The organism is Haloferax sp. s1 (assembly GCF_058382125.1).
Window position 1 is genome coordinate 1 of the sequence record NZ_JBZRPK010000065.1, and the last position, 799, is coordinate 799.

Genomic DNA, 799 nt, shown 5'->3' on the forward strand with positions numbered 1-799 from the left:
CCTGCGAGGCCAACCGGTGTCGCGTGAAATCGTGCCTGTTCGAGACGGGATTTGAACCGCACGAGCGACCGTAGGGAGCGAGTCAAGTTCAAATCCCGTGAACTCCGTTCACGGCCCACGCAAACCTTCGTTTGCTCACTCCCGGCGAGTTCACTCCCTTCAGTCGTTCGTGGACTCGCCGACGTCACGCTCGCGCTGCTCGCGTGACTCCCGGCGAGTCCGGCAAACGCCCTCGGTATCGGTGGGCGCGAAGCAAACTGGTTCTAATCCAACGCTCCTCCTCGTGAGTTTACGCCTCGTCTTCAGCGACGCCGATGTCCTTCGCCGCGAGGTCGGTCACGTGCTGGACGATTTCAGGATCGACCTGCGCGATATCGTCCCCGTCGTGTTGCTGGTCGTTGTGTCGCTGAACCGCCTCGGGAAGGTCGGAAAGCGGCACACGAGTCGTCGTATCGCACACGTCACACACCACTGGAACTTCGAGGGCGTTGTCCGTCATACCACCCAGTTCGGCGAGCGACTGAAAAATACGGTCGGTTCGCTCTTCGCGTCCAGCGTGCGATGCGCTTCACGCGATCACCCCACAGCCGTCAAACGATTCGAAGCCCTTATTTATTCGACCGGGAAATGATTGGATGCGTTTGAGGGCTCGTAGATCAGGGGTAGATCACTCCCTTGGCATGGGAGAGGCCCCGGGTTCAAATCCCGGCGAGTCCACTCACTTCCTTTCGGTCGTTTCACTCCCTCTAGTCGTTCGTGGACTCGCCGACGTCACGTTCGCTCCGCTCACGTGACTCCC

General features: G+C 60.1%; 1 protein-coding gene and 1 tRNA gene. One reads left to right on the top strand and one right to left on the bottom strand.

Going from position 1 to position 799, the window contains the following annotated elements; all coding sequences use genetic code 11:
• Positions 1–289 precede the first annotated feature (289 nt).
• On the bottom strand, positions 290–499 hold the full coding sequence (locus QT222_RS00410; protein WP_004572512.1) for a DUF8149 family protein: 210 nt from the start codon (positions 497–499) through the stop codon (positions 290–292).
• A 146-nt stretch (positions 500–645) separates the two neighbouring features.
• Between QT222_RS00410 and QT222_RS00415 the strand changes: the two genes are divergently transcribed.
• A tRNA-Ala gene (locus QT222_RS00415) sits at positions 646–717 on the top strand.
• The last annotated feature ends 82 nt before the right edge of the window (positions 718–799 follow it).